The sequence below is a fragment of the Actinomadura rugatobispora genome (genome assembly GCF_055379765.1).
Genome location: NZ_AP029191.1, coordinates 6,750,220 through 6,771,922, shown reverse-complemented (window position 1 = coordinate 6,771,922; position 21,703 = coordinate 6,750,220). Strand labels below are relative to the sequence as shown.

15 protein-coding genes are annotated in these 21,703 nt (G+C 72.6%); 9 read left to right on the top strand and 6 right to left on the bottom strand.

Annotation, left to right across the window (positions count from 1 at the left end; translation table 11 throughout):
* The first annotated feature begins 132 nt into the window (after nt 1–132).
* From hppD to ACZ466_RS30210, 4 genes are all read left to right on the top strand, one after another.
* Entirely contained in the window at nt 133–1,224 is a 1,092-nt protein-coding gene (hppD, locus tag ACZ466_RS30225; protein ID WP_378287939.1) for a 4-hydroxyphenylpyruvate dioxygenase, read from the top strand.
* Between the two features lie 156 nt (nt 1,225–1,380).
* Entirely contained in the window at nt 1,381–3,033 is a 1,653-nt protein-coding gene (locus ACZ466_RS30220; RefSeq protein ID WP_464041751.1) for a M1 family metallopeptidase, read from the top strand.
* 113 nt (nt 3,034–3,146) lie between these two features.
* The gene (locus ACZ466_RS30215; protein WP_378287937.1) at nt 3,147–4,658 is read left to right on the top strand and encodes a M1 family metallopeptidase; all 1,512 of its coding nucleotides are present in this window, start codon (nt 3,147–3,149) and stop codon (nt 4,656–4,658) included.
* 78 nt (nt 4,659–4,736) lie between these two features.
* On the top strand, nt 4,737–6,161 hold the full coding sequence (locus ACZ466_RS30210; protein WP_378287936.1) for a M1 family metallopeptidase: 1,425 nt from the start codon (nt 4,737–4,739) through the stop codon (nt 6,159–6,161).
* 30 nt (nt 6,162–6,191) lie between these two features.
* On the opposite strand, the gene ilvA is transcribed toward ACZ466_RS30210, so the two are convergent.
* From ilvA to ACZ466_RS30195, 3 genes are read right to left on the bottom strand one after another with little or no spacing between them, the layout of a single operon-like run.
* A complete protein-coding gene (gene ilvA, locus ACZ466_RS30205; RefSeq protein WP_378287935.1) occupies nt 6,192–7,403 on the bottom strand; it encodes a threonine ammonia-lyase in 1,212 nt (403 codons plus the stop codon).
* Between the two features lie 9 nt (nt 7,404–7,412).
* Complete coding sequence (locus ACZ466_RS30200) at nt 7,413–8,492, bottom strand: ROK family protein (protein WP_378287934.1); 1,080 nt, start codon at nt 8,490–8,492, stop codon at nt 7,413–7,415.
* On the bottom strand, nt 8,489–9,649 hold the full coding sequence (locus ACZ466_RS30195) for an FIST signal transduction protein (RefSeq protein ID WP_378287933.1): 1,161 nt from the start codon (nt 9,647–9,649) through the stop codon (nt 8,489–8,491). Before ACZ466_RS30195 ends, ACZ466_RS30200 begins: the two co-directional genes overlap by 4 nt.
* A 154-nt stretch (nt 9,650–9,803) precedes the next feature.
* Here ACZ466_RS30195 and ACZ466_RS30190 point away from each other — a divergent pair, with 154 nt between their 5' ends.
* The 3 genes from ACZ466_RS30190 to ACZ466_RS30180 are packed head-to-tail and all read left to right on the top strand — an operon-like array spanning nt 9,804 to nt 13,790.
* Complete coding sequence (locus ACZ466_RS30190) at nt 9,804–11,222, top strand: magnesium chelatase (protein WP_378287932.1); 1,419 nt, start codon at nt 9,804–9,806, stop codon at nt 11,220–11,222.
* 37 nt (nt 11,223–11,259) lie between these two features.
* Nucleotides 11,260–13,257 (top strand): vWA domain-containing protein, encoded by a 1,998-nt coding sequence (locus tag ACZ466_RS30185; RefSeq protein ID WP_378287931.1) that lies wholly within the window; start codon nt 11,260–11,262, stop codon nt 13,255–13,257.
* A gap of 38 nt (nt 13,258–13,295) precedes the next feature.
* On the top strand, nt 13,296–13,790 hold the full coding sequence (locus tag ACZ466_RS30180; RefSeq protein ID WP_378287930.1) for a hypothetical protein: 495 nt from the start codon (nt 13,296–13,298) through the stop codon (nt 13,788–13,790).
* Between the two features lie 92 nt (nt 13,791–13,882).
* On the opposite strand, the gene ACZ466_RS30175 is transcribed toward ACZ466_RS30180, so the two are convergent.
* Both ACZ466_RS30175 and ACZ466_RS30170 read right to left on the bottom strand, forming a co-directional pair.
* Nucleotides 13,883–14,989: an alpha/beta hydrolase gene (locus ACZ466_RS30175; RefSeq protein WP_378287929.1), complete on the bottom strand. Its 1,107-nt coding sequence runs from the start codon at nt 14,987–14,989 to the stop codon at nt 13,883–13,885.
* Between the two features lie 338 nt (nt 14,990–15,327).
* Nucleotides 15,328–16,482, bottom strand: coding sequence for a cystathionine gamma-synthase (locus tag ACZ466_RS30170; protein ID WP_464041750.1), 1,155 nt, complete (start codon nt 16,480–16,482; stop codon nt 15,328–15,330).
* Between the two features lie 161 nt (nt 16,483–16,643).
* Here ACZ466_RS30170 and ACZ466_RS30165 point away from each other — a divergent pair, with 161 nt between their 5' ends.
* Nucleotides 16,644–18,818, top strand: coding sequence for an MMPL family transporter (locus ACZ466_RS30165; RefSeq protein ID WP_378287927.1), 2,175 nt, complete (start codon nt 16,644–16,646; stop codon nt 18,816–18,818).
* A 216-nt stretch (nt 18,819–19,034) separates the two neighbouring features.
* Here the strand turns inward: ACZ466_RS30165 and ACZ466_RS30160 are convergent, their stop codons facing one another.
* Nucleotides 19,035–20,426: a cystathionine beta-synthase gene (locus ACZ466_RS30160; protein ID WP_378287926.1), complete on the bottom strand. Its 1,392-nt coding sequence runs from the start codon at nt 20,424–20,426 to the stop codon at nt 19,035–19,037.
* A gap of 215 nt (nt 20,427–20,641) precedes the next feature.
* On the opposite strand from ACZ466_RS30160, the gene ACZ466_RS30155 reads away from it, so the two are divergent.
* Complete coding sequence (locus ACZ466_RS30155; protein WP_378287925.1) at nt 20,642–21,691, top strand: SGNH/GDSL hydrolase family protein; 1,050 nt, start codon at nt 20,642–20,644, stop codon at nt 21,689–21,691.
* The last annotated feature ends 12 nt before the right edge of the window (nt 21,692–21,703 follow it).

Sequence of the window (21,703 nt, the reverse complement as noted above, 5' to 3'; positions counted from 1 at the left end):
CCGCCCCCACCTGTGCGCCGCCCTGGGCATCCTGTACAGATCGTCCCCTTCTTACGGTGATCGACTCTACAGATTGTCCACTGAATCAAGTCACTCTTGCGCAGTCTGTAGCCGCCTGTCGAGATTGGGCGCATGGACGAATTTCCGGTCAAGGGCATGGACGCCGTCGTCTTCGCCGTCGGCAACGCCAAGCAGACTGCGCACTTCTACTCGACCGCCTTCGGGATGCGCCGGGTCGCCTACCGCGGGCCGGAGAACGGCAGCCCCGACGAGGCCGTGCACGTACTGGAGTCGGGCGGCGCCCGGTTCGTGTTCCGCGGGCCGGTGCGGGCGGGCACCGACCTGGGACGGCACGTCGCCGAGCACGGCGACGGCGTGGTGGACCTGGCCATCGCGGTCCCCGACGCCGAGGCCGCCTACCGGCACGCGGTCTCCAACGGGGCCACGGGGATCGAGGAGCCGCACGTCCTGGAGGACGAGCACGGCAAGGTCGTGGTCGCCTCGATCGCCACCTACGGGGAGACGCGGCACTCGCTGGTCGACCGCTCCAACTACTCCGGCGCCTACCTGCCGGGCTTCACCGCCGCGGACCCGATCGTGGCGCCGCCGGAGAGAAGGAACTTCCAGGCGGTCGACCACTGCGTCGGCAACGTCGAGCGGATGGAGGAGTGGGCCGGGTTCTACCACCGGGTCATGGGCTTCACCGACATGGCCGAGTTCGTCGGGGACGACATCGCCACCGAGTACTCGGCGCTGATGTCCAAGGTCGTCGCGGACGGCACCCGCAAGGTCAAGTTCCCGCTGAACGAGCCGGCCGAGAGCCGCAAGAAGTCGCAGATCGAGGAGTACCTGGAGTTCTACGGCGGCCCCGGCGTGCAGCACATCGCGCTCGCCACGAACGACATCCTGGCCTCGGTGGACGCGATGCGGGCCGCGGGCGTGGAGTTCCTGGCCACCCCCGACTCCTACTACCAGGACGCCGAGCTGCGCGCCCGGATCGGCGAAGTGCGGGTGCCGGTGGAGGAGCTCCAGCGGCGCGGCGTGCTGGTGGACCGCGACGAGGACGGCTACCTGCTGCAGATCTTCACCAAGCCCGTCCAGGACCGCCCGACGGTGTTCTTCGAGCTGATCGAGCGGCACGGGTCGCTCGGCTTCGGCAAGGGCAACTTCAAGGCGCTGTTCGAGGCGATCGAGCGGGAGCAGGCGCTCCGCGGCAACCTGTGACCGTCCGTGACCGCCGGGCCCGGTGAACCTGGGGCCGGGCCTCGCGGGGCCGGGGGAACGGTTCCAGGTCATGACCCCGGCCTCGCGCGCCCCCGAACCCGGGCACGGGATGCATCTGAGTTGCCCAGAGTGCCCACTCCGGGCAGTCTGGGCACCGTGGATACGGCCGGAAGTACGCCTCCCCCCTCGCGCGGCCCCCGCCGCGGCATCCTCAGCGACCGCCGCGGGGCGCCCGGCATCGCCCGGCGCGGGACGGCCGGCCTGGCCGCCCTCGCCGTCGCGGGCGCGCTGACGGCCTGCCAGATCGACCTGCGCGGCGACCGCGGCGGCGACCCGCCGCCGAACGCCGGGCCCGGGCAGCCGACCGGCCCGTCCGGGCCCGACAGCGCCGGCGACCCGTACACGCCGGGCAACGGCAACGGCGGCTACGACGTCCAGCACTACGGCCTGCGGCTGGCGATCACGCCGGGCGGGCCCCGGGAGCTGGACGGCACCGCCGAGATCAGGGCGAAGGCCACCGAGCGGCTGAGCCGGTTCAACCTCGACCTCACCGGGCTCCAGGTGTCCGGCGTCCAGGTCGACGGGGCCGCCGCGCAGCAGCTGCACGACGCCGACGAGCTGGTCGTCACCCCGGCCAAGCCGCTGGAGAAGGGCGCCGACTTCACCGTCACGGTGCGGTACTCGGGCACGCCGAAGCCGGTGGCCGACCCGATCCTCGGCCGGTACGGGTGGATCCGCACGCCCGACGGCGTCTTCGTGGCCTGCCAGCCCAGCGGGGCGCACACCTGGTTCCCCAGCAACGACCATCCGAGCGACAAGGCCACCTTCGACTTCCAGATCACCGTCCCCGACGGGCTGGTCGCGATCGCCAACGGCGAGCCGACCACGCCGGTGAGGGGCACGGACGGCGCGCCGCCGCAGGAGGAGGTCCCGCCGGGCCAGGTCCCGCCGGGGACGGGGACGCCGACGGACGGCCCGCCGACCGGGCCCCCGATCGTCCCCGCCGCGGCGCCCGCGCCCGCGAAGGTCGCCGGGGCGGCCGGGCGCACCACGACGTCCTGGCGGGTCAAGGAGCCGATGGCCACCTACCTGGCCACCGTCAACGTCGGCCGGTTCGGGGTGCGGACCGGCAAGACGCCCGGCGGCATCACCAACATCACCGCGGTCGACCCGACGGTCGGCGGGCTCCAGCTCGACCAGTTCCACGCCAAGAACGCCCAGATCACCGACGAGTTCGTGAAGCTGTTCGGGCCCTACCCGTTCAGCTCCACCGGCGGCCTGGTCGACAACGCCACGGTCGGGTTCGCGCTGGAGACCCAGACCCGGCCGGTGTACGGGGCGTTCGGCGCCGACGAGTCGATCGTGGCGCACGAGCTGGCGCACATGTGGTTCGGCGACAGCGTCAGCGTCACCCGCTGGCAGGACATCTGGCTGAACGAGGGCTTCGCCACCTACGGCGAGTGGATGTGGGACGAGAAGTCCGGCGGCCAGACGGTGAAGCAGAAGTTCGACTCCCTCTACGCCGACGCCGGCAACCGCGAGCTGTGGGACGTCCCGACCGGGAACCCGGGCCGCGCGCAGATGTTCGGCCGCACCGTCTACGACCGGGGCGGGATGACGCTGCACGCGCTGCGCACCAGGGTCGGCGACGGCAAGTTCTTCGACATCCTGAAGACCTGGGCCAGGGAGCGCCGCCACTCCAACGCGACGACGCAGCAGTTCATCGAGGTGTCCGAGCGGGTGTCGGGCCGGCAGCTCGACGACTTCTTCAACGCCTGGCTGTACGAGCGGGGACGTCCCAAGCTCTGACGGCCCGGCCCCGGTCCGGGCGCTCCAAGCGACACCCAGGAAACGGCAAGGGATCGGGAAAGACGCGGCCGGGCGGCCCGCGCCGTCCCGGAGGGGCCGCCAGGGTGGGCCGCGTGGTGAACACGCCTGCGGCGCGGAAGTCCGCCGCCTCCCTGCTCATGGTCCCGGCCCTCGCCTCCTCGGCCGTGGTCGCCGCCTCGGCGTCGTCCGCGACGGCCCGGCCGCCGGGCTCGCCGTCGCCGGACGTGCGGTTCGTGCCGGGCGCGGCCAGTGCGGGCGACGCCTACTTCCCCGCGGCCGGGAACGGCGGCTACGACGCCGGCCACTACCACGTCCGGTTGAACTACCGGCCGAACGGCCGCCGGATCGCCGCGACCACCACGATGTGGGCGACGGCGACCCAGCACCTGTCCAGCTTCAACCTCGACTTCGTCGGCAACCAGGTGCGGAACGTCACCGTGAACGACCTGCCCGCCTCGTGGCGGCGCGCCGGCCAGGAGTTGACGATCATCCCGAAGGGCGGGCTCCGGAAGGGCTCGCGGTTCAGGGTCGCGGTGACCTACGACGGTTCGCCCAACGGCCGCCGCAGCGGCTGGATCCGCACCCGCGACGGCGCCGTCACGCTGTCGCAGCCGCAGGGGTCGGCGACCTGGTTCCCGCTGAACGACCATCCCAGCGACAAGGCCACCCACGCGTACACGATCACCGTGCCGCGGGGGCTGACCGTCGTCGCCAACGGCGAGCCGGTCCGCGCCCGGCAGCAGGTCAGGCGGGGCCCGAGCGGGCGGGAGGGCGCGCGGGCGCCGGGCACCACCACGTTCCGGTGGCGCTCCCAGCGGCCCATGGCCGGGTACCTCGCCATGATCGCGATCGGGCGGTTCAAGACCCGGGACGGCCACTCCCCCGGCGGCATCCGCACGTTCACCGCGGTCGACCCGTCGGTCGAGCGCAACATCGCCTGGTTCCAGCGGGAGACCGGGCGGGTGACCGACTGGGGCGTCCGGACGTTCGGCCGCTACCCGTTCGACTCCTCCGGCGGCGTCATCGACGACGTCCCCGTGCTGTACGCGCTGGAGACCCAGAACCGGCCGGTGTACCCGGGGCGCGCCGGCCTGCGGCTGACCGACACCCGGCTGATCGTCCACGAGATCGCCCACCAGTGGTTCGGCGACGCCGTCAGCGTGCGGCGCTGGCAGGACATCTGGCTGAACGAGGGCTTCGCCACCTACGCCGAGTGGCTCTGGGCCGAGCAGCACGGCGGCCCGACCGCCGCCCAGGAGTTCGCCAAGGCGTACGCGCGGCCCGGGAACGACGCCGAATGGCGGCAGGCGACGGGCAGGCCCGGCCGCAAGGGGATGTTCAAGTACTTCCCGACCTACACCCGCGGCGCCATGACGCTGCACGCCGTGCGGGTCGCCGCGGGCGACCGCGCCTTCTTCGATATCCTGCGTACCTGGGCGCCTTCGCGCACGCACGGCCACGCCTCCACCGCGGACTTCGTGCGGCACGCGGAGCGGATCTCCGGGCGCCCGCTGTGGCCCGTCGTCCACGACTGGCTCTACAAGCGAGGCAAGCCCGCCAGGCCGGCCCAGCCGAAAGGTATGGCCCGAACCGGTCCGAATTGAGATCGATTCGCGCTTGAACGGCGGCCGGGCTGCTGAAATTTTTGGGGCGAACGTGACGTCATCCCAAGGACGAGGCCGATGAGCAGAACCCCACGAGCACTGGCCGCCGTGGCACTGACCGCCACCGCGGGCCTCCTGGTGTCGGCGGTGCCCGCGGGGGCCACCGCCCCCCGGTTCACCCCGGGGGCGCCGGGCGCCGGCGACCCGTACTTCCCCGACATGGGCAACGGCGGCTACGACGTCGCCCACTACGACATCGGGCTGAAGTACGACCCGTCCACCAAGGCGATCCAGGCGGTCACCGGAATCCAGGCCCGCGCCACCCAGAACCTGTCCCGGTTCAACCTGGACTTCCTCGGCCCGCTGAAGATCTCCTCGCTGAAGGTCAACGGCGCCAAGGCCGCCTACAAGCGCACCGGCGCCCAGGAACTGGAGATCACCCCGTCGAAGGGCCTGCGGGCGAACGGGAGGTTCACCGTCACGGTCGCCTACTCCGGCGTCCCGCAGACCATCAACGACCCCGCGCTGGGCACCTCCGGCTGGATCGCCACCGGCGACGGCGCGGTGATGCTCAACCAGCCCATCGGCGCCGCCACCGTCTACCCGGTGAACGACATCCCCACCGACAAGGCCACCTACAGCTTCACCCTGGCCGCGCCCCAGGACCTCACCACCCTCGCCAACGGCGACTTCGCCGGCAAGGCCACCAAGGGCGGCTGGACGGTCTCCCACTGGCGGATGCGGCAGCCCATGGCCAGCGAGCTCAGCATGCTCGCCATCGGCAAGTACGACGTGCTCAGCGGCAAGACCAAGAGCGGGTACCCCAACATCACCGCCACCGACAAGGCGCTGAACATCACGCCGGAACTGCACAGGTCGTTCCAGTTCCAGACCGGCGACATCCAGGACTTCCTCGCCGGCCACTTCGGGAAGTACCCGTTCACCTCCACCGGCGGCATCGCCGTGAAGGCGGGCGTCGGCTACGCCCTGGAGACCCAGGGCCGTCCCGTGTACGACCTGGGCCGCCGCCCCGGCACCATCCCGCGGCCCGACCTGATCGCGCACGAGATCGCCCACCAGTGGTTCGGCGACAGCGTCACCCCCGAGCGCTGGGCGGACATCTGGCTGAACGAGGGCTTCGCGACCTACTCGGAGTGGATGTACTTCGAGAAGTACGACGGCAAGCCCGTCCAGCAGAGCTTCGACGAGACCTACGCCACGCCCGCCGACAACGACCTGTGGAAGCCGCTCACCGCCGACCCCGGCCGCGACAACATCTTCCACTCGACCGTGTACGAGCGCGGCGCGATGACCCTGCACGTCCTGCGCAAGGCCATCGGCGAGAAGGACTGGGCCAGGCTGGTCAAGGAATGGCCCGCCGCCAACCGCGACGGCAACGTCACCACCGTGGACTTCATCCGCTTCGCGGAGAAGATCTCCGGCAAGCAGCTCGACGACCTGTTCGAGAAGTGGGTCTACACCTCCGGCAAGCCCGCCCTCTGAACGCCCCGGCCGGTCGATTGAGGATGCCGGTCAGCTGAGGGTCAGGGTGTAGCCCTTGTCCCTCAGCCGGCCGAGCACCTCCTCGCTGTGGTCGCCGCCGCGCGTCTCCAGGTGCATCAGCACCTCCGCCTCCTCGACGTGGAGGCGCGCGGCCACCCGCTCGTGCATCACGTCCAGCACGTTCACGCCCAGCTCGGCCAGCTCGCTCAGCAGCGTCACCAGCGCCCCCGGCCGGTCGTTCAGCCGGACCCGCACCACCAGGTACCGCCCGGCGCCCGCCAGCCCGTGCCGCAGCACCTTCGCCAGCAGCACCGGATCGATGTTCCCGCCCGACAGCAGCGCCACCACCGGCGTCCGCACCGCGTACGAGTGCTCCAGCAGCGCCGCCACCCCGGCCGCGCCCGCCGGCTCCACCACCTGCTTGGCCCGTTCGAGGCACAGCAGCAGCGCCTGCGAGATCGACTCCTCGGTCACCGTCACCACGGCGTCGACCAGCTCCGTCACCAGGGCATAGGTCAGATCACCGGGCCGCCCCACCGAGATCCCGTCCGCCATCGTCGGCTGCACGTCCACCCGGACCGGCCGGCCCGCCGCCAGCGACGGCGGGAACGCCGCCGCCCGCTTCGCCTGCGCGCCCACGACCTTCACATCGTGGTCGGCGCCCTGCTTCAGCGCCGTCGCCACCCCCGACATCAGCCCGCCCCCGCCGACCGCGCCGACGACCGTGCGCACGTCCGGGCACTCCTCCAGGATCTCCAGCCCGATCGTTCCCTGCCCGGCCACCACGTCCGGATGGTCGAACGGGTGGATCAGCACGGCCCCGTTCCGCTCCGCGTGCTCCTGGGCGGCCTGCAGGCAGGTGTCCACGGTCGGACCGGGGAACACCACCTCCGCCCCGTACGCCCGCGTCGCCGCCACCTTCGGCAGCGGAGCGCCCTCCGGCATGAACACCGTGGCCTTGCAGCCCAGCATGGACGCCGCGAGCGCGACCCCCTGGGCGTGGTTCCCGGCGCTGGCCGCGACCACCCCGCGGGCCCGCTCCTCATCGCTGAGCCGCGCGATCCGCACGTACGCCCCGCGGATCTTGAACGACCCCGTCCGCTGCAGGTTCTCGCACTTCAGGAACACCGGACCGCCGATGGCCTCGGACAGCGCACGCGAATGCATCAACGGCGTGGGCACGACGACGTCGCGCAGCATCACACGAGCGGCACGAATATCGTCAACACTGACGAGCGACATAGCCAGAATCTATAGGGGAGCGGGCGATCGGCCCGCCTGTCCCGCGGGGGGTTCGAGGGGGTCCCCCCAGTATTGCGGGGCGCGGAAGATGAGCGCCGCGGCGCCCACCAGGCCGCTGGTCTGGCCGAGTGCGGTGGGGACGATGCGCAGCCGGCGGGCGAAGGCCATGCGGGCGTGGGTGTCGAACGTCTCCATCAAGGGGTCGAAGAGCAGGTCGCCCGCCTGGGAGACGCCGCCGCCCACGGCCACGACGTCCAGGTCGCACAGGTGCGTGGCGGAGGCGATGGCCAGGCCCAGGGCGCGGCCGGCCCGGCGCATGGCGGCGGTGGCGATGGGGTGGCCCGCGCGGGCGTCCTCGGCGAGGTCGGCGCCCGTGGGGTCGCCGGCCTGGTCCTGCCGCCAGCCCTGCGCGCGGGCCCAGGCGGCGAGGCCGGGGCCGCGGGCCACGGCTTCGAGGCAGCCGTGGCCGCCGCAGCCGCAGGGCGGGCCGTCGGGGTCGACGATCACGTGGCCGATGTGGCCGGCGTTGCCGGTGCCGCCGTCGATGAGGCGTCCGCCGAGGATGAGGCCGCCGCCGACGCCGGTGGAGACGACCATGCCCAGGACGTTGGCGTGGCCTCTGCCCGCGCCCTGCCAGTGCTCGCCGATGGCGACGCAGATCGCGTCGTTGTGGACGCGCACCGGCAGCCCCGGGTAGCGGGCGCGGAGCCGCTCGCGCAGCGGGAAATCGCGCCAGGCGGGGATGTTGAGCGGGGAGACCTCCCCGGCGGGCCAGGTCATGGGGCCGCCGCAGCCGACGCCGACACCCGCGAGTTCGGGGGCGCCCGCGTCCGCGACCACCTTGTCCAGGAGGGCCTCCAGGGCCGACCAGATGGCCTCCCGGCCGTCGTCCTGCACCGACCGATTCACCGTGGGGGGACGACCCCCCGCACCTCCCGGCAAGGACAACTCACCGCCCTCCGGGCGCTCGGACGGTGAGTTCGGCGTCGCGGTCCGGTCGCGGGAGGCGAGGCGGCCGTCGGGGTGGACGACGGCCGCGGCGAGTTTGGTGCCGCCGATGTCGACGGCCAGCGCGGGGAGTTCGGTCATCGGTCTCCGCTCGGGCCGAACGCGAGGATGGACGCGGTGAAGCCGTGCACGTGGTTGCGTCCGGCGACGGGGCCGATCTCCCCCGCGGCGAAGAAGCCGCCGACGCCGGCGGCGCCGAACACGCGGTGCAGGACGCGGGCGTCGTGGTCGGAGTCGGGGAACATGGCCCGGCCGCGGCCGTTGCACGAGAACAGCAGCGCCCCCTCGACCGGCTCCAGGTCGAAGCGTTCCAGCAGGGCGGCCAGGTCCTCCTCCGCCTGCCCGGCGTCGCGGACCTGGAACCGGACGGTGCGGCCGACCTCGACGACGTCGCCGATCGCGATGGCGCCGCTGTCGGTGTCGGCGCCGACGACGCCGCGCACCAGGAAGTCGCCGTACTCGTGCTCCTCGGCGTACTCGTCCATGGCCACGCCGATCAGCAGGCCGCGCCCGGCGAGCTCCTGCTCCTCCTCGGGCAGGCCGAGCACGATCTGCTCCAGCTTGTCGAGGGCGGGGGTGCCGGCCAGCTCGTACAGGACGTTCTCGTCCGCCCTGGTGACGATCATGTCGGGGCCGACGGGGCGGGCGCCCTGGCTGACCAGGGTGGCGGCGATGATCGGGCCGCCCAGGACCACGCCGACGGCGCCGGAGTCGAACACCTCGCCGTTGACGAACAGCCGGGTGTCGCCGCGGCCCTTGCCGTCGGCCATCCCGCCGACGAGCGGCAGGCCGGGCAGGGCCTCGGAGGAGCGCTCCACGAAGGCGTCCACGGGGAAGGTGTAGGGATCGGCCAGCAGCACGCCCACCACGTCGTCGACGTGGCCCTCGGGCATGCCGACGACGATCAGCCGGTCCTCGGTCTTGAGGGTCTCCAGGCGGAACGGCTCCAGCCTGGCCCCGGGCAGCACCGCCGCCCAGGCGCTGACCGCACTGGCCTCCTCGATGCCGTGGCCGCCGCCGATGACGCCGTTGGCGCTGCAGCCGACGACCGCCGCGCCGCCGGCGGCCTCCATCGCCACCTGCCCGGCGGCCTCCACCGCGTCCGGATCCTCCGCCGAGACGAACACGCACACCAGGTCGGGCGGCGCGCTCAGCGGGGCCAGGGCCTTCTCCACCGCGGTGCGGGCGGCGGCTGACAGATCGGGGCCGAGGGCCAGGCCGTCACCGAATCGGGTCATCGGTGGCGCCTCCCTCGTGCGGTTCGCGCGATCCTTCACACCCCCAGTCTCCCCCTTCTCGTCTCCGGCACCCAAACGTTCCGGGGGCGGACCGCGGCGAGGAATCCCCCCGCGAGGGTGCGATTCCGAGGATCGGCGACGTAATGTCGATCGCGTGCGTCCAACCGAACCTCGTGAGAACACACTGGGCGGGCTGCGCACCAGTGGCCACATCCAGCGCTCGGTGAAGGCCGAGATCCGTCACAACCTCCTCGGCCGGCTGAGATCCGGCGAGTCCCGCTTCCCCGGCATCGTCGGGTTCGACGACACGGTGCTGCCGCATCTGGAGCGGGCCCTGCTGGCCGGGCACGATCTGGTGCTGCTCGGCGAGCGCGGGCAGGGCAAGACGCGGCTGATCCGCACCCTGGGCGGCCTGCTGGACGAGTGGACCCCGGTGGTGGCGGGCTGCGAGATCAACGACCACCCGTACGCGCCGGTGTGCGTGCGCTGCAGGCGGCTGGCCGCCGAGGCGGGCGACGACCTGCCGGTGGCGTGGCTGCACCGCGACGACCGCTACGGCGAGAAGCTCGCCACGCCCGACACCAGCGTCGGCGACCTGATCGGCGACGTCGACCCGATCAAGGTGGCGGAGGGCCGCACGCTGGGCGACCCGGAGACCGTCCACTTCGGGCTGGTGCCGCGGACCAACCGCGGGATCTTCTCCATCAACGAGCTGCCCGACCTGGCCGAGCGGATCCAGGTGGCGCTGCTGAACGTGCTGGAGGAGCGGGACGTCCAGGTCCGCGGCTACGCGCTGCGGCTGCCGCTGGACCTGCTGCTGGTGGCCAGCGCCAACCCGGAGGACTACACCAACCGGGGCCGGATCATCACCCCGCTGAAGGACCGCTTCGGCGCCGAGATCCGCACCCACTACCCGCTGGAGCTGGACACCGAGCTGGAGCTGATCCGCCAGGAGGCCGACTTCGCCGACGTCGGCGGCGTCCAGGCCGAGGTGCCCGACCACCTGGTCGAGGTGATCGCCCGGTTCACCCGGCTGGTGCGGGAGTCGACGGCGGTGGACGGCCGGTCCGGCGTGTCGGCGCGGTTCGCGCTGGCGGGCGCGGAGACGGTCGCGGCCGGGGCGGTGCGGCGCGCCGCGCTGGCCGGCGAGGAGCGGGCGGTGGCGCGGGTCTGCGACCTGGCGCCGGTGGTGCCGTCCCTGATGGGCAAGGTGGAGTTCGAGGTCAGCGAGGAGGGCCGCGAGCAGGAGGTGCTGGAGCACCTGCTGCGCCGCGCCGTCGCCGAGACCTACCGGCGGACGCTGGGCCCGGCCGATCTGACCGGGCTGCTCGACAAGTTCGACTCGGGCGACATCGTGGAGTCGGGCGAGCTGGTGCCGGCGGCCGAGCTGCTGCGCCGGATCGGCCAGGTCCCCGGGCTCGCCAAGATCATGGAGCGGCTGGGCATGAGCGGGGAGTCCCCCGAGCAGGCCGCCGCGGCGCTGGAGTTCGCCCTGGAGGGCCTCTACCTCACCCGCCGGCTGTCGAAGGACGTCGCGGGCGGGGGCGACGGCACCGCCACGTACCACACGTGAGCAGCAGCCATGTGAGCATGCGCGAGTTGGGAGTGCGATGAGCCGCTACCGGTACGGGGCGTACGAGGACGGCCCCGACCCGCTCGCCCCGCCGTACGACGTCCGCGACGCGCTGGACGCGATGGGCGACTCCGTCCTGGAGGGCACCCGTCCCGACGAGGCGCTGCGCGACCTGCTGCGCCGCGGCCTGCCGAACGCGGAGGGGCGGCGCGGCCTGGACGACCTGCTGCGGCAGGTGCGGGAGCGGCGCCGGGCGCTGCGCGATCGGGGCCGCCTGGACGGGACGCTGGAACAGGCCAGGGCGCTGCTCGACACCGCGATCGGGCAGGAGCGGGCGGAGCTGTTCCCCGATCCGGGTGATGACGCCCGGCTGCGCGAGGCCGAGCTCGACACGCTGCCGCAGGACACCTCGCAGGCGATCCGGCGGCTGTCGGACTACGACTGGAAGTCCGACGCGGCGCGGGCGACGTTCGAGCAGCTGAAGGACCTGCTGCGGCGGGACGTCCTGGACTCCCAGTTCCAGGGCATCAAGCAGGCCCTGGAAGGCCAGGACCCGCGGGCCATGGAGCGGGTCAAGGACATGATGTCCGCGCTCAACCAGATGCTGGAGAAGGACGCCCGCGGCGAGCACACGCAGGAGGACTTCGACCGGTTCATGGAGGAGTACGGGGACATGTTCCCCGACCGGCCGGGCAACCTGGAGGAGCTGGTCGACTCGCTGGCCCGCCGGGCCGCCGCGATGGACCGGCTGCTGGCCTCGCTCAGCCCCGAGCAGCGGGCCGAGCTGGCCGGGCTGATGGACCAGGTCATGCAGGACGCGGGCCTGGCGATGGAGATGGCCCGGCTGAACGACGCCCTCCGCGCCCGCCGTCCCGACCTGGGCTGGGGCACCCCGGAGCGGATGTCGGGCGACCAGCCGCTGGGCATGGCCGACGCCACCTCGGCGCTGGCCGAGCTGGCCGACCTCGCCGAGCTGGAGGCCGCCCTCGGGCAGGACTACCCCGGCGCCCGGCTCGACGACATCGACGAGGAGGCCGTGCGGCGCGCCCTGGGCCGCCGCGCGGTCGACGACCTGGACGCCCTCCGCCGGATCGAGGCCGAGCTCGAGCGGCAGGGCTACCTGCAGCGCAAGAAGGGCAAGCTCGAACTGACGCCCAAGGCCGTCCGACGCCTGGGCGACACCGCGCTCCGCCGGGTGTTCTCCCAGCTCACCGCGGGCCGGCAGGGCGACCACGACCAGCGCGACGCGGGCCAGGCGGGCGAGCTGACCGGGTCCAGCCGCGAGTGGCGGTTCGGCGACGAGCAGCCCCTGGACGTGGTCCGCACGGTGAGCAACGCGATCCGCCGCAACTCCATGGACGCGCCCGCCGCCGGTCTCACGACGGCCCCGTCCAACGGAACGTCCGGCGGCGTGCGGCTCAGCGTGGACGACTTCGAGGTCCAGGAGACCGAGCGGCGCAGCGCGGCCGCGGTGTGCCTGCTGGTCGACCTGTCCTACTCGATGGTGCTGCGCGGCACCTGGGCGGCCGCCAAGCAGACCACCCTGGCGCTGCACGCGCTGGTCACCAGCAAGTTCCCGCAGGACGCCATCCAGATCATCGGCTTCTCCAACTACGCCCGCACCCTGCATCCCACCGAGATGGCCGGGCTCGACTGGGACATGGTCCAGGGCACCAACCTGCACCACGCGCTGATGATCGCGGGCCGCCATCTGGACCGCCACCCCGACTTCGAGCCGATCGTGCTGGTGGTCACCGACGGCGAGCCCACGGCCCACCTGCGGCCCGACGGCCGTTCGCTGTTCGACTACCCGCCGTCCCCCGACACGCTGGTGCTGACCCTGGCCGAGGTCGACAAGATGACCCGGCGCGGGGCGTGCATGAACTTCTTCATGCTGGCCGAGGACCGGCGGCTGGTGTCGTTCGTGGAGGAGGTGGCGCGCCGCAACGGCGGCCGCGTCTTCGCGCCCGACGCCGAGCGGCTGGGCCAGTACGTGGTCAGCGACTACCTGCGGGTTCGCCGCGGCCGCCGCTGAGCGTACGGTTCCGGCCACGGAGCGCTAGGGTCGAAGGCATGGACCGCCTGCTGCTGTTCCTGCACATCGGCTTCGCGATCTTCACGCTGGGCCCGCTGACCGCCGCGACCATGGCCAGCCCGCGCTACATCCGGGCCGGGAACACGGTCGTGGTCGGCCACCTCAACCGGACCACCCGGATCTACGGCTTCGCGACGCTGGGGATCTTCCTGTTCGGCCTGCTCCTGGGCCGGGACCGCCTCGCCGAGATCTGGCTGGTGGTGTCGATGACGCTGTTCGTGGTCGCGCTCGCCCTGCTGTTCCTGGTCGAACGCGACCAGCGCAAGGCCGTCCACCTGCTGCGGCTGGCCGACGCCGAGCCCACCGCCGATTCCTCCGAGAACGGCGAAGAGGCGAAGAGGAAGAAGGCGCCTCCCAAGCCCGCCCGGGACGGCGCGATCGCCCAGGTCGAACGAGGCCGCATCGCCGCCGTCTCGGGCGTGGTCGCCATCCTCTGGCTGGTGATCCTCTTCCTGATGGTCTGGAAGGCCTGACAAGCCCCCTTGCGGTGATGGCGGGGGGTGCAGGGGGGCGGAGCCCTCCCTGCCGGGGGTGCAGGGGGCTCCGGGGGGTGGCCCCCCGGGTATTACCGCGTGCGGGCCTTGAGCCAGTTCAGGATGGCGGGGTAGACGGTGGGGTCGTTGAGGAGTTCGGAGGCGTGGCCGCTTCCCGGGACGACCTTGACGGTGGCCGCGACGCCCGCGCCGCGGAGGGCGGCGGCGAGGCCGTTGCTGTGGGCGGCCGGAACGAGTTCCTCGGCGGCGTGCATGGCCAGCATGGGGGCGTCCCCGGCGGAGACGTGGGTGGTGGAGTCGGAGTCCTCGACGCGCTGCCAGCAGAGGGGGTCGCTCTCGTTGGGGACGCACCCGACGAGCTGGGTGACGGCGCGGCGCAGTCCTCGCTGGCTGGCCGTGGCGGTGGCCTTGAGGCCGTCCTGGTAGGCGAGGTAGGGGGTGTTGACGGGTGAGAGGGCGAGGACGCCGCGGACCCGCTGGGCGCCTTCGCCGTAGGTGCCGAGCTGGCTGGCGAGGAGGCCGCCGGCGGAGGACCCGAACACCGCGACGCGGCCCGGGTCGATGTTCCAGCGGGCGGCGTTCTTCTTGACGAAGTCGAGGGCGGCGACGGCGTCGTCGCGCTGGGCGGGCCAGGCGGCCTGGGTGGCGAGCCGGTAGTTGGCGGCGAAGACGGTGTAGCCCTGGGCGGTGAGGCGGCGGGCGAAGTACTTCCAGGAGGACTTGTCGCCGGAGATCCAGGAGCCGCCGTGGAAGACGAGGACGGCGGGCCCGGGGGTGCGCGCGGGCTGGGCCTGCGCGGTCTCTCCCTGGCGGGCCGGCTGCTGCGCGGGGCGCCAGTAGGCGTCGAGGCGCTGGCGCGGGTGGACGCCGTAGGCGTAGGTGCGCGCGTTGGGCGGCTTGGGCGTCACCATGACGGCGCGGGCGGACACGACGGTGTCGGCGGCGGACGGCTGCCGCGGGGTCCGCGGGGCGGACGGGCTCGCCGAGCCCGGCGCGGAGGGGGTCTGCGAACCCGGGGAGCCGGTGGCGCCGGGCGTGCCGGGGAGGCCCGGCAGCGCGGGCGACGAGGGGGCGGGCGTCGGGGTGGGACCAGGCGTGGCCTGGGCACCACTGGACACGGCTACGGCGGCGATACACGTCGCGGCGAACGCCGCCCCGCACACGAGTACTTTGCGCACTCCGGGCCCTTTCTTGGCGGAACCTGGCGCGCACATCATAAAGCCTTGATCACCTCCAGGGCCCCAACGCCGCGGAAATCCCCCATGGGGCCCGGATCGCGCTGTTTTCGCGCAGGGGCCGCCACGGCGTCCGCACGGCCGGTCCACCTCGGTGGACGCCGTGCTCTCTCATCGCGTGCGCGAGCTGCGCTCCTCGCCTGGCGGCTCGTCGCTTGTCGCGCACGCGGCGATCGCTGCATCGCTCCGAACTCGCCTTGACGGCTCGCTCCGCGATCAGGTTCTCGCTCCGCTCGAACCTGCCTTCGGACGCGATCGCAGCGCTTGAGGTTGCCGCAGGGTCAGGCGGCGGCCAGGGCCCGTTCGAGGTCGCGGAGGAGGTCGTCGGCGTCCTCGATGCCGACCGACAGCCGGACCAGGTCGGCGGGGACCTCCAGCGGCGATCCGGCGGCCGAGGCGTGCGTCATCCGGCCCGGGTGCTCGATCAGCGACTCCACGCCGCCCAGGGACTCCCCGAGGATGAACAGCTTGGTGGCCTCGCAGACGCGGACCGCGGCGTCCTCGGAGCCCGTCCGGAACGACACCATGCCGCCGAAGCCGCGCATCTGCTTGGCGGCGACGCCGTGGCCGGGGTGCTCGGGCAGGCCCGGGTAGAGCACCTGCCGGACGGCCTGGTGCCGGGTGAGCATGTCGACGACGGCGGCGGCGTTGGAGCAGTGCCGGTCCATCCGGACGCCGAGGGTCTTGACGCCGCGGAGGGTGAGCCAGGCGTCGAACGGCCCGGCGACGGCCCCCATGGCGTTCTGGTGGAAGGCCAGCCGCTCCCCCACCTCGGCGTCGGCGGCGACCAGCGCGCCGCCGACGACGTCGGAGTGCCCGCCGATGTACTTGGTGGTGGAGTGCACCACGATGTCGGCGCCCAGCGCCAGGGGGCGCTGCAGGTAGGGGGAGGCGAAGGTGTTGTCGACGACCAGCAGCGCGCCCGCCTCGTGCGCGATCGTGGCGAGGACGGCGATGTCGGCGATGCCGAGCAGCGGGTTGGTGGGCGTCTCCACCCAGATGATCTTCGTGTTCGGGCGGACGGCGGCGCGGACCGCGTCGATCTCGCCCAGCGGCACCGGGTCGTAGGCCAGCCCCCAGGGCTCGGCGACCTTGGCGAACAGCCGGTAGGTGCCGCCGTACGCGTCGCCCGGGATGATCACGTGGTCGCCGGGACGGCACAGGGCGCGCAGCACGGCGTCCTCGGCCGCGAGCCCGGAGGCGAACGCGAGCCCGCGCACCCCGCCCTCGAGTTCGGCCAGGCATACCTCCAGTGAAGTACGCGTCGGATTGGCCGAACGGGAGTACTCGTAGCCCCCGCGGAGGCCGCCGATGCCGTCCTGTTTGTACGTGGAGACCTGGTATATCGGGGGGACGACCGCGCCCGTGGCCGGGTCCGGCTCCTGCCCCGCGTGGATGGCCAGGGTGTCGAACCCCTGGTGAGCGTCCTTGTACATACGCATGAGGCTATCCACCGCCCCGCCCTCCTGGAGGAGGAGGGAATCCCCCGGAGGTATCAGCCGTCATTTCGGCTCGCGGGTTGACCACAACCGGGGAACCGATCTCTACCGTTTTACAGGTATCCGAGTACCCCTGAACCCTTGCTGAAGGACGTCGCATGTTCGCACGGTTGGCGCGCATCGTCGTGGGGCATCCGTGGTGGACGATCGTGGCCTGGCTGGCCGCCGCGATCCTCATCATCGCCGCCGCACCCAAGCTCACCACCGAGTCCGACCAGGGCGACTTCCTGCCCTCGTCGTACGAGTCCGTCCAGGCGATGGAGATCGCCCAGGACGCTTTCCCGCAACAGGAGGACACCTCCTCCCTGATCGTGTTCAAGCGGACCGACGGGGCCGCGCTGTCGGCCCAGGACACCGCCAAGGTCGGGCAGATCGCCCAGAGCCTGAACGCCAAGAAGCCGCCGACGGTCCAGGACTTCATGGCCGGCCCGCAGACGGTGTCGCCGAACAAGCTGGTCCAGGTCGTGATGGTGCCGATGAAGGGCACCAGCATGGCCGACAGCGAGAAGCAGGGCGAGGCGGTCAAGGAGATCCGCAAGCAGCTCGCCGGCCAGCTGTCGGCCCCCGGGAACGCGGGCCTGGAGGCGAAGGTCGGCGGTGACGTCGCCACCTTCGTCGACAACGAGGAATCGTTCACCCAGTCGTTCGAGATCGTCGGCATCGCCACGTTCGTGCTGATCATCGGACTGATCCTGCTGATCTTCCGGGCGCCGATCGCCGCGCTGCTCCCGATCATCGTGATCACGGTGACGATGCAGGTGTCGATGGGGTTGATCGCCTTCGCGGCGGACCTCTTCGGCTTCACCGCCGACGACAGCCTGCAGACCATCATCCTGATCGTGCTGTTCGGCATCGGCGCCGACTACTACCTGTTCCTGATGTTCCGGTTCCGCGAACGGCTGCGGGCGGGCGACGACAAGAAGACCGCGATGATCACCGCGGTGGAGCGGGTGGGCGAGGTCATCTCCTCCGCGGCCGCCGCCATCGCGATCACGTTCCTGGTGCTGCTGCTGGCCACCTTCGGGGTGTTCAGCGCCTGGGGCCCGTCGCTGGCCATCGCGGTCGTGGTCATGGGCATCACGTCGCTGACCCTGTTCCCCGCGATCGTGACGCTGCTGGGCACGGCGGTGTTCTGGCCGTCCAAGGCGTGGAAGAAGCAGCCCAAGGCCACCGTGTCCGCCGGCCTGGGCCGGATGGTGGGCAAGCGTCCCGCGCTGGCCGCGCTGGTCTCCGGCGGCCTGCTGGTCCTGCTGGCGGCGGGCGCGCTCGGGTTCAAGGCCGACTACGACTTCGCGGCCGGCTTCCCGCAGGACACCGAGTCCGCCGAGGCCACCAAGGACATGCAGCGGGGCTTCCCGCCCGGCCTGACCACGCCCGTCCAGGTGTTCCTCAAGAGCGAGAACGGGCAGCCGCTGAACCCGCAGCAGCTGGCCCAGTTCGGCGAGGCGGTCAAGGGCGCGCCGGGCGTGGGCCAGGTGCAGCCGGCGGTGCCGGGCGCCGACAAGGCGATCGCGCGCGTCGACCTGCTCCTCAAGGAGAACCCGATGTCCAACGAGGCGATCAGCCTCGTGAAGGACGAGCTCGCGCCGGCGGTGCACAAGGCCGCGCCGGACGGGGTGCGCGCCTACGTCGGCGGCCAGACGGCGATCTTCGCCGACATCAACACCATCAACAACCGCGACCTGTCGGTGATCCTGCCGGTGGCGGCGGTGCTGATCGCGCTGATCCTGGCGCTGCTGCTGCGGTCGGTGGTCGCGCCGATCTACCTGGTCGTGGCGGTGCTGCTGGGCTTCGCCGCCACGCTCGGCTCCTCGGTGTACGTCTTCCAGGGCGCGATGGGCGAGGCCGGGGTGACGTTCCAGCTGCCGATCATCCTCTACCTGTTCGTGCTGGCCATCGGGACCGACTACAACATCCTGATGACCGCCCGGCTGCGCGAGGAGGCCAAGGAGGGCAACGAGCCGCGCAAGGCCGCCGCGCTGGCGGTGGAGCACGGCGGGCCGACGGTCGCCGCGGCCGGTCTGATCCTGGCCGGGACGTTCGCGGTGATGCTGCTGGCGCCGGTGGCGTTCCTCAAGCAGATGGGCTTCGCGGTCGCCGCCGGGATCAGCCTGTCGGCCTTCGTGATGTCGCTGTTCCTGGTGCCGGGCGTGACCGCCCTGCTGGGCCGCCGGGCCTGGTGGCCGGGGCACGGCGACGAGGCGAAGCCGCTCCCGGCCGGCGGCTCGGCCGACGACCGGGGCCGCAGGGAGCCGTCGGAGATCCGTTCCTGATCGCCTTCCGGGCCCGCCCGCGCGGGCGGGCCCGGGGCGACCGAAGACGTCGGGTTGCGGGGCCGCGGTCGGAAAAGCCGCCCACACGACCGGGAAACCGCAACCCGACTCCCGATAGACGAAGCGCCGGAGGCCCGACGGCCTCCGGCGCTTCGCCTTTCGCCCGGGCCGGATGGAATGCCCGGTGTTACAGCAGTGTCTTAAGGAGGGGAGGTGTCAGAATTGCGCGGCGTTGGCGAGGAAGGCGATGAGGTCCTGCCGGGTGATGAGGCCCTTGGGCTTGCCGTCCACCAGCACGACCGCGGCCCCGGACCGCTCGAGCACGGCCACCGCCTTGCTCACCGGCTCGCCCGACCCGATCATCGGCAGCGGCGCGGACATGTGCGCCTCGATCGGCTCGGACAGCCGTCCCCGGTCCTTCAGGAGCATGTCCAGCAGGTCGCTCTCGACGATGGACCCGACCACCTCGGCCGCCATGACCGGCGGCTCCTCCTTCATGACCGGCAGCTGCGAGACCTCGTACTCGCGCATGATCGAGATCGCGGTCTCCACGCTCTCGTTCGGGTGGACGTGCACGAACTCCGGCAGCGTGCCCCCCTTCCTGGTCAGCACCTCGCCCACCCGGGCCTCCTCGGTGGAGGGGGTGAGGAAGCCGTAGTCGGCCATCCAGTCATCGTTGAAGATCTTGGAGAGGTAGCCGCGGCCGCCGTCGGGCAGCAGCACCACGACCACCGCGTCCGGCGCGTCCGCGGCCGGGAGCCGGGCGGCCAGCCGCAGCGCCGCGACCACCGCCATCCCGCAGGAGCCGCCGACCAGCAGCGCCTCCTCCCGGGCCAGCCGCCGCGTCATCAGGAACGAGTCCTTGTCGGAGACCGCGATCACCTCGTCGCAGATCGTCCGGTCGTAGGTCTCGGGCCAGATGTCCTCGCCGACGCCCTCGGTGAGGTACGGGCGGCCGCTGCCGCCGGAGTACACCGAGCCCTCCGGGTCGGCGCCGACCACCTTGACCCGGCCGCCGGAGACCTCCTTGAGGTAGCGGCCGGCGCCGCTGATCGTGCCCCCGGTGCCGATGCCCGCGACGAAGTGGGTGATCCGGCCCTCGGTCTGCGCCCAGATCTCCGGGCCGGTGGTCTCGTAGTGCGAGCGCGGGTTGTTCTCGTTGCGGTACTGGTCGGGCTTCCACGCCCCCGGGATCTCGGCCGCCAGCCGGTCGGAGACCGAGTAGTAGGAGTCGGGGTGGTCGGGCGAGACCGCGGTCGGGCAGACGACCACCTCGGCGCCGTAGGCCCGCAGCACGTCGATCTTGTCCTTGGCGACCTTGTCGGGGCAGACGAACACGCACTTGTAGCCGCGTTCCTGGGCCACGATGGCCAGCCCCACCCCGGTGTTGCCGGAGGTCGGCTCGACGATCGTGCCGCCCGGGCGCAGCTCGCCCGCGGCCTCCGCGGCGTCGATCATGCGGACCGCGATGCGGTCCTTCACCGACCCCCCGGGGTTGAAGTACTCCACCTTGGCCAGTACGGCCGGGGCCAGGCCCTCGGTCACCTTGCGCAGTCGGACGAGAGGGGTGTCGCCCATCAGCTCGACCAGCGAATCGTGTACGCGCACGCAACGTCCTTGTCGGTTCCGGTGTGTCGGTTCACCGTGGTGCATCCCCGTCCAGCGCGTGTGACCGGCGTGGGACGCGGTGGCAGGTGTCCTGCGAGAACGGAGGATGCGGGTTCGGATGGATTCCCGTTCCCGACGGTAGCCGAGATCGGCGGCCGCGGGCATCCAACCCATGAGCGGGACGGTTCCCAGGTGGTGACGGAGGGTCGGCGGGGATGCTGAGAGCGTTGACCGCGCGGCGGATCGCGACGGCCGCGGCGTACGGGGGCGGCGGCCTCACCGCGGTGGGCGGCCTCACCTACGGGCTGATCAAGCTGGAGGCCTTCCTGGCCCGCAAGATCATCCTCGGTACCCCCAACGGCGATCCCCCCGTCGCGGACGGCCCGTACGGCGCCGCGCTGCCCGGCATGCCGCTCTCGTTCGTCGTGCTGGGCGACTCCACCGCCGCCGGGCTGGGCGTGCACACCGCCGGGGAGACCCCGGCGGCGCTGCTGGCCGCCGGGCTGTCGTCGATCGCCGGGCGGCCGGTGCTGCTGACCAACGTGGCGCGGTCGGGCTCGCAGTCCGGTGCGCTGGCCGGGCAGGTCACCCGGGCGCTGGAGGCCGGCCCGGACGTCGCCGTCATCATGATCGGCGCCAATGACGTGACCAACCGGGTGCCGGCCGCCGAGTCGGTCCGGCACCTGGGCTCGGCGGTCGAGCGGCTGCGCGCGGCCGGCTGCGAGGTGGTGGTCGGCACCTGCCCCGACCTGGGCTCGGTGGAGCCGCTGATGCAGCCGCTGCGGTGGTTCGCGCAGCGCGCCAGCCGCCAGCTCGCCGCGGCCCAGACCATCGCCGCGGTCGAGCGCGGCGCCCGGTCGGTGTCGCTGGGCGACCTGCTGGGCCGGGAGTTCGCCGCCGATCCCCGGGAGATGTTCAGCGCGGATCGTTACCATCCGTCCGCGCGCGGTTACGCCGCGGCGGCCGCGGCGGTGCTACCGTCGATGGCGGCCGCCCTGGAGCTGGAGCCGGAGCTCGACGCGCTCCCCGATCCCGGGCTCGGCACGGGCGTCCTGCCCGTCTACCTCGCGGCCGCCGAGGCCGCCGAGGAGCCCGGCACGGAGGTCGTCGGCGCCCGGCTGGCCGGGCGCGAGCGCGGCCCCCGGGGGCGCTGGGCCAGGCTGCTGCGGCGCCGGAGGGTCGGCGAACCGGCCGGTCCGGACGGGCCCGGCGGGCCCGGCGAACCCGGTGGCGGCCCCGCGGCGGTGGCACCGGGAGCCGCCTGACCGCGGCCCCGC

Coding starts and splice junctions, on each gene's coding strand:
- hppD (WP_378287939.1), top strand. CDS start 133: ATGGACGAATTTCCGGTCAAGGGCATGGACGCCGTCGTCTTCGCCGTC.
- ACZ466_RS30210 (WP_378287936.1), top strand. CDS start 4,737: ATGAGCAGAACCCCACGAGCACTGGCCGCCGTGGCACTGACCGCCACC.
- ilvA (WP_378287935.1), bottom strand. CDS start 7,403: ATGTCGCTCGTCAGTGTTGACGATATTCGTGCCGCTCGTGTGATGCTG.
- ACZ466_RS30200 (WP_378287934.1), bottom strand. CDS start 8,492: ATGACCGAACTCCCCGCGCTGGCCGTCGACATCGGCGGCACCAAACTC.
- ACZ466_RS30195 (WP_378287933.1), bottom strand. CDS start 9,649: ATGACCCGATTCGGTGACGGCCTGGCCCTCGGCCCCGATCTGTCAGCC.
- ACZ466_RS30185 (WP_378287931.1), top strand. CDS start 11,260: ATGAGCCGCTACCGGTACGGGGCGTACGAGGACGGCCCCGACCCGCTC.
- ACZ466_RS30180 (WP_378287930.1), top strand. CDS start 13,296: ATGGACCGCCTGCTGCTGTTCCTGCACATCGGCTTCGCGATCTTCACG.
- ACZ466_RS30170 (WP_464041750.1), bottom strand. CDS start 16,482: ATGTACAAGGACGCTCACCAGGGGTTCGACACCCTGGCCATCCACGCG.
- ACZ466_RS30165 (WP_378287927.1), top strand. CDS start 16,644: ATGTTCGCACGGTTGGCGCGCATCGTCGTGGGGCATCCGTGGTGGACG.
- ACZ466_RS30155 (WP_378287925.1), top strand. CDS start 20,642: ATGCTGAGAGCGTTGACCGCGCGGCGGATCGCGACGGCCGCGGCGTAC.